The organism is Pedobacter sp. HMWF019, from assembly GCF_003061025.1.
Lineage (GTDB): Bacteria > Bacteroidota > Bacteroidia > Sphingobacteriales > Sphingobacteriaceae > Pedobacter.
This window is the reverse complement of record NZ_QAIL01000434.1, coordinates 13,059-20,361: the sequence shown is the minus strand read 5'-3', so window position 1 is coordinate 20,361 and position 7,303 is coordinate 13,059. Positions and strand designations below refer to the sequence as shown.

At 39.4% G+C, this 7,303-nt stretch carries 7 protein-coding genes; 3 read left to right on the top strand and 4 right to left on the bottom strand.

Annotation, left to right across the window (positions count from 1 at the left end; genetic code table 11):
• Positions 1–952 (top strand): zinc-binding alcohol dehydrogenase family protein (locus DBR11_RS23020; RefSeq protein WP_369974449.1); only part of this gene is annotated, 952 nt, incomplete at its 5' end.
• Between the two features lie 34 nt (positions 953–986).
• Here the strand turns inward: DBR11_RS23020 and DBR11_RS23015 are convergent.
• From DBR11_RS23015 to DBR11_RS23000, 4 genes are all read right to left on the bottom strand, one after another.
• A complete protein-coding gene (locus tag DBR11_RS23015; RefSeq protein WP_146186634.1) occupies positions 987–1,805 on the bottom strand; it encodes a universal stress protein in 819 nt (272 codons plus the stop codon).
• Positions 1,806–1,820: 15 nt separating this feature from the next.
• On the bottom strand, positions 1,821–2,264 hold the full coding sequence (locus tag DBR11_RS23010; protein ID WP_108554948.1) for a MarR family winged helix-turn-helix transcriptional regulator: 444 nt from the start codon (positions 2,262–2,264) through the stop codon (positions 1,821–1,823).
• A gap of 97 nt (positions 2,265–2,361) precedes the next feature.
• Entirely contained in the window at positions 2,362–3,219 is an 858-nt protein-coding gene (locus tag DBR11_RS23005; protein ID WP_108554947.1) for an alpha/beta hydrolase, read from the bottom strand.
• Positions 3,220–3,348: 129 nt separating this feature from the next.
• A complete protein-coding gene (locus tag DBR11_RS23000) occupies positions 3,349–3,936 on the bottom strand; it encodes a hypothetical protein (RefSeq protein ID WP_146186633.1) in 588 nt (195 codons plus the stop codon).
• 25 nt (positions 3,937–3,961) lie between these two features.
• Between DBR11_RS23000 and DBR11_RS22995 the strand changes: the two genes are divergently transcribed.
• A complete protein-coding gene (locus DBR11_RS22995; protein ID WP_108554945.1) occupies positions 3,962–4,702 on the top strand; it encodes a TIGR02117 family protein in 741 nt (246 codons plus the stop codon).
• 174 nt (positions 4,703–4,876) lie between these two features.
• Positions 4,877–7,294 (top strand): outer membrane beta-barrel family protein, encoded by a 2,418-nt coding sequence (locus tag DBR11_RS22990; protein WP_108554944.1) that lies wholly within the window; start codon positions 4,877–4,879, stop codon positions 7,292–7,294.
• Positions 7,295–7,303: the final 9 nt, after the last annotated feature.

The following is a 7,303-nucleotide window of genomic DNA, read 5'->3' as shown; positions in this document are numbered from 1 at the left end:
ATTGGGAGAAGCACCTAAGTATAGAGACTTTTCAGATCCTTTTGTTGAACACGATAATCAAATTTTAATCAGGGTAAAAGCAGCCTCGGTAAAGAATCTGGATAAAGGACGGGCAAGCGGAGCCCATTATGCCAAACACATTAATCTGCCCGAAGTGGTGGGGGTAGATGGTGTTGGTATTCTTGACGATGGGATCCGGGTATATGCCAGTGGTTTAACAGGAATGATTGCAGAAAAGGCGATTATCGACAAAAATAAATATACAGTTCTGCCAGAACAGATCGATGATATTGCTGCCGCTGCTTTACCCAATGCGGTGATGGGAGCAGCGCTGGCCCTAAAATACAGAGGAGAGATGAAGCCTGGAGATACAGTCCTGATCAACGGAGCAACTGGTGTAACCGGACAGGCAGCTGTTCAGATTGCAAAATATTATGGTGCCGGGAAAATTATTGTTACCGGAAGGAATGAAGCTTCTCTGGAGCAGCTACCGGGGCTTGGGGCAGATGAAGTGCTTTCCTTAAAATGGGAGGATGCGGTGTTTATTGATCGTTTAAAAGTAATCCATGGGCAATCGCCGATAGATATCGTTATTGATTATACTTGGGGGCACCCCGCAGAAATGATTCTGAATGCACTAAAGGGGGGCGGACTACATGCTATTACCAATAAGGTGAGGTTTGTGACTGTTGGCAGTATGGCAGGAGAAGAAATCCGGTTGGGCTCAGGTATACTCAGGAGTTCTGCAATAGAAATTCTGGGCTCTGGAATTGGAAGTTTACCAAAAGAAGCTATAGAACAGCAACACAGTTCACTTCTACCAGAAATGATGATGCTTGCTGCAAAAGGAGGATTGAAGATAGATACAGTAATAAGGGAACTTCAAGATATAGAAAGTGCCTGGATGGAAGATATTCCAGCAGGCCAGAGGCTGGTCATTACCATTCCGTAAAACAAAGGCCGAAAATATTCCGGCCTTTTGTATTCTATTTAAGAATCAGAACAGGTTTATCTGCGTCTGCTGACAGGCCCTCTGTGATGCTTTGATGCGTTAGGCTATATAGAAAACTATGTATACCCGGTAATGCAATGATCATTTGCTGATTATGCTCTTCAGCAAAGGTTAGGACACCATGAAGAACATCCTGGTCATTAGAATAATACAGCTGATATTCATAGTCATGGAGCAACTCTTTGAGGATGCCTTCAATTTCCTGTCCCGGATGTTCAGGTTCCAGGTGTTTTTGCAATGGATCAACATTTAGCAGGGCTAGTTTAGGATGCGGCCAGTGTTTAATAGAGTGTAGTCTTTTTAATAGGCCCACATGGTTCAGCGTTCTGAAATCACAGGCAACGAGTGCATTTTGAATAGGTTCATAGGTAGCCTTTTCGGGGATGATCAATACTGGTACCGGACTGATTTTTGCAATTTCAATCATTTGACTGCATGTTTTGTTAAGGAACAAAACATCAGGCTGTTCCATAGAAATAATTTCAAGAACTGCCCGTAATAAAGGTTTTTCAATCAGGGTAACTTTTACCGAAATGTTGACACGAAGTTTCTTTAATAAGTTGGTTTTTATGTCTTCCAGTTGCTGAAGACGTTGTTGTTTCTGTTCATGAATATCTTCCTCTCCCGGTTGTATAAAGTCTGCAGATGGATAGATCTGCTCAAATAGTGTAACAAAAAAGGAAGAAAATAAAATGATCTGATCAATATCCTGGCTATTACTCAGCTCAGCGGTGTAATTAACCATATGGATAGAAGACTCTGAAAAATCAATGGGTATGAGAATTGTTTTCATTGGAATATAATTTATTTATATAATGTTCCTGGTGAGTTGCTGAATAAGTTTTGTGGAGGAAATAATGGCTTCGGCTGAAAGATCTGCCGAAGCAGCGGCATACATTTCCATTGCCCAGGGCAGTAGTTCCTCCTGAAGATGTTTTCCTTTTTCTGTCAGATATATTAGGTTGTTTCTCCTGTCGTTTTCATCTTCTTCTCTTTTAACGAGCGCTCTTTTGCTTAGGTTGTCGATCAGATATGTCATACTGGCTTTTTCTTTAATGATGCGACTGGCAATCTCCTGCTGATTGATTCCATCTTTTTCCCAAAGGCACATCAATACCTCCAACATCTCATAAGTGATGTTCAGCTGATTTTCTTTAATGCGTGCCTGGATAAACTGGCGGGAACGGCTTCTCATTTCGATTACTGCACGGCCAAGCTCAAGTGCAAGTAAGGCCTTTTCTTTATCTGCCATAAGGGTAAATTATAGTTATCTATACAAAGTTAAGGAATAGATAGTATAGTATTTAACTATTGTGTCATAATTTATTATGTTAGAGATGAGGTAGAGTCTATGATTCCATAATTTTTTCTTTGAGATCTTTAATCACATCTGTGGATCTGATGATTCTTTCGTGGGTTACATGCTCATACCCTCGGCCAGATATGGAAGGATAGGCCTCCAGAAAACTCTTTAGATAAAGGTAGGGAGCAATATGGTCGTGCTGATCATAAGCAAGCCAGTGATTTAAGCTTTCCTGTTCTTTGTACCAGTCGGATAAGTTAAAAATGGAAGAGCTCATACCAAATCGTTGTTCGAAATCTTTTAGAAATTGCTCCTGAATGGTCGGATCAATCTGTATTGCGGTCATACTCGCCTTAAAGTTCTCTTTAAGAAGCACCAGGGGGGTAAGGCTAATTAATAAATCGGGCTTTGTCTGGCTTTCTTTTATGGCAATAACATTCGCCATAGCGCCAAGGGAATGACCAATAAAGATTTTTGGTGACCCAAATGATGCGATTATGGCTTTAACAGCTTCTATATATAACAATAAGTTGGACAGCTCTCCTTCAGAACTTCCATTTCCTGGCGCATCAAAGGCAAAGATTTCCAGGTTTTTCAGTTCTCTCAGGGCCAGGATAATCTCAGAAAAATCAGCTGCTTTTGAACCCCAGCCATGTGTAAGAAGAACCTTATCTGGCCCATTTCCCCATTTGAAACCATTAAAGCTCAGCTCTTCTCCTGAGAAAAATTCATCTTTGACTTTGAGGCTGAACCTTTCAGATTCTTTTAATAGTTGCTCCTGGTGTAGACGTAGGGGTATTTTGGGAGAATAGCAGATGTATTGCCATAACAGGGTGGTGGTTTCTTCAGAATTTTCGAGATGAGCTTCCTTCAGTTTTTCAGTGATCTGCTTTAGTCGTTTCATGATGATGCTTTTTTGTCAATGAGAATCCTCAGACCTTTTGAGGGTCGAGTTTGACTAAATGTAGAGTTTTTGAGTGGTTACAAAAAGCAACTTGATCCTGGTTGTGGATATTTGACTGTTTGTCGACAGTTATTTCCTTGCAGTTATAACAGCTACTGCTGGAGTATTTCCTTCTATCGACTTGATTCTTCCAAAGCGCTCTGTAATGTCAGATTTATTGAAGTATTTGATCTGTACATTGCCAATTGATTTTACTTTTCCCTGCGGGTCATGAATGTCAAAAGTGTTATAATAAGAGATCTGAATATTTCCAATTGATTTTAGGGATCCAAACTGTTCGTGGATGTCGAAAGTATTGTTGTACTTAAACTGAATATTTCCAATCGATTTTAGTTTGCCTTTTGGATCATGGATGTCGAAATTATCATAATACCTGACAGACAGATTGCCAATGGTCGTGGTTTCCTGACCGTAGTTTCTTTCCGGATCCGGATTTGCATGATAGTCCGATATGTTTCCTGATATGGACTCTGTATAGTCAATCCTACCTTCTTCATTGATTCCAACAAGGATAGTGTTGTTGAGTAGAAGTTCTATGGAGCGGATGCCCTTTGCATGATCAGAAATTCTAAAACGTGCAGAGGTGATGGTTTGGGCCTGGCTATAGAGGCCCCAGCACATTAGAAGTGCACAAAGCAGTGCTTTTTTAGTTTTCATAAAAGGAATCATTTGTGTTTAATAAATGTACAACAAAAAGCATTATATTGAGGCTTTGCAATTGATGAAAACGCTTATAAAAAAACTTTTAAGAGTAATGTTCTACATCTTTGGGGGGCTTGTGGCTTTCCTGGTATTTTACACCTTTCTGGCCTGGATCCTTATCGTTATTCCAGTTAACAAAGATGCACCAAAAGAAGGACCGGATGAAATATCTATATACATATTGTCTAATGGGGTACATACTGATATTGTTGTGCCTGTTAGGAATGAGATGATGGATTGGACCAGGATAACCAAATTTGAGGACACAGAATCAAAAGATACAACTTTTAAATATGTAGCTTTTGGCTGGGGAGATAAAGGTTTTTATCTGCAAACGCCGGAATGGTCAGACTTAAGATTTAGTGTCGCATTTAAGGCCATGTTTCATTTGGGCAGTACAGCAATTCATGCAGACTTTTGTAGATCAATGCAGCCCGGCGAAAATTGCAGAGAAATCAGGCTGAGTAAAGGTCAATATCTAAAACTTGTACATTACCTTAAAGGAAGTTTTAAGTACAATGATTTAGGGCAGCCAATACAGATCTATGTTCGAAAAGATAAAAAAGGATATGGGGCAGATGATGCCTTTTATGAGGCTAAAGGTGCATATGATATATTTAATACTTGTAATACATGGGCAAACAGTGCATTAAAAAGCTGTGACCAAAAAGCATGTTTATGGACGCCAATTGTGCAGGGTATTTTCTATCAGTACAAGTAAGATGAGCATTGGAACAATAAAAATCATAAAGAAAAGGTCCGTTCATTTGTAATTTGACCCCTCGTTTTCCGCCGTTCACCGCTTATATTTGCAGCCTCATCAGAAATCTGTTTAATATCCTTGTAACAAAATCTACCTTGCGCAGACTAATTGACAAAAGACGCAAAAATTAATATGAAACGAATTCTACTCTTACTATTTATAGGTTTAACTGTACTCTCAACTGCAAAAGCGCAATTTCCAATGGGGGGAATTGGGGCCGGTAAAAAAGTTACGGTGACTGGAAGGATAACCGCTTTAATTCTCGATTCTATAACTAAAAAGCCGGTAGATTATGCCACCATTGCACTAGTAAAAATTAAAGACAATAAATCAGTTAATGGCGGAGTGACCGACGAAAAAGGAAAGATTGCTCTCCAGAATATTGCCCCTGATCAATATAAGCTGACCATTGGTTTTATGGGATATAAGACCAAATCTATTTTGGTGAAAACCACTCCTGAAAAACTGGATTTGAATGTAGGTACAATCTATTTGGTTCCTACTGCAGGAAACCTTAAAGAAGTGGAGATTACCGGGCAGAAAGCTTTAGTGGAAAGTAAAGTTGATAAATTGGTTTACAATGCAGAGGCAGATATCACCAATGCGGGAGGAGATGCAACGGATGTGATGCGCAAAGTTCCTATGCTTTCTGTGGATATCAATGGTAATCTACAAATGCGTGGTGCAGCAGTTCGGGTTCTGATTAATGGAAAACCCTCTGGTACGATGGCAAACAGTGTTGCAGACGCTTTAAAAATGATTCCGGCCGAGCAGATTAAAAGTGTTGAAGTGATTACGAGCCCCTCTGCTAAATATGACGCAGAAGGGTCAGGTGGGATTGTGAATATCATTACCAAGAAAAAAAATGCGGAAGGTATAAGTGGAAGCTTGAATGGTTCGGTAGGAACACGGTCTAATAATGGTGCTTTTAACTTGAATGCGAAAACTGGTCGTTTGTCTCTTACAACAAGCCTTGGTGTGAACCAGGCTTATCCTCAAAATTCAAAAGTGGATATGTTGAATACTTATATTGAGAATGGCCAGACCAATACCCTTGCGCAAAATGGATACTCGAACTGGTCCAGAGTAGGTTATAATGGAAGCGCAGGATTGGACTATGATATTAATGCTTATAATAACATTAGCACCAACATTAAATTTAACCGGTTTTCAAACGGAGGTCCGGGAAGTACGGACATCTATCTGAATAATGCCTTTCTAAGTACGAATACCAGGGATATGGACATGAGTTTTAACAATATGGACTGGAACGTGGATTATAAGAAAACAACCAAAAGGGAAGGAGAGGAATTCACTTTATCCGGACAATTGTCAAGAGGCAGGAATATCAGTGACTATAGTAATGTTTTTACCAAACCAAACACGCCAGATTCGACAGTATTGGGTGACAATACTGGTAAAAACAATGAATACACTTTGCAGGCCGATTATACGTATCCATTTAACAAAACTACCACTTTGGAAACAGGAGCTAAAGGTATTTTTAGAAATATTAAAAGTAATGACGGACAAATTGGTGGGTTTGATTACGATCAGAATGTAGCGGCTGCTTATGGTGTAATGGGATTTAAACTGAGTAAGAAGATTACGGCAAAAGCAGGTTTAAGAGCAGAATATACTGCAATTGACGGGAAAGCATCTAATTTTAAGAACGACTATTTTAACTTGTTCCCAAGTATTATTGTTTCACAAACCCTTAAAGCAAATACAACGATAAAGGCCAGTTACAACAGGAGGGTACAGCGTCCAAGTTTATTCTATCTGAACCCGTTCAGAAATGAAAGTGATGTTTTTAACCCAAGCCAAGGTAATCCAAATCTGGCACCTGAATTAACTGATAATATGGAGTTGGGTTACTCCACTTTTATAAAAGGTTCTATCATTAATGCTTCAGTATTTTACCGCCGTACGCATGATGTCATTGAGAGTGCCATCAGGCCAATTGTTGAAGATGGTGTCAATAAAAACTTAACGACTTATATTAACGTGGGTAACAGTAAATCTTACGGATTTAACATCTTTGCTTCTTACAACCCGAAGCCAAAATGGACATTGATGACGAATCTGGGATTGAATACCTATGAAGTGAATGGTTCAGCAACGGGGGTAAGTACTTCAACCTTTTTAAACTATACAGCTTTCTTGCGTTCGGCATATGCTTTACCGGGTGGTTGGAATACAGAGTTGTGGGGTGTACTTAATTCACCAAAACGTACGTTCCAAGGCAAAACAGATGCAATGTATTTTTATGGAGCTGCCCTTAAGAAAGAGATCCTGAATAAAAAAGCCTCTGTTGGTCTGAATGTTTTGAATCCGTTTAACCGTGATCTAAGAATCAAAACGTTGAATACCACAGCAACTTCTACTCAAAGTACAGACATTCATTATCCATTGCGTTCATTTGGTGTGAACTTTAGTTACAGCTTTGGTAAGCTGAAATTTACGCAGAAGAAAAAGATCAATAATGATGATGTGAAACAAGGCGAGCAGCAAATGGGTGAACAAGGTGCCGGAGGTTTAAAAAACTAAAATAGTTTA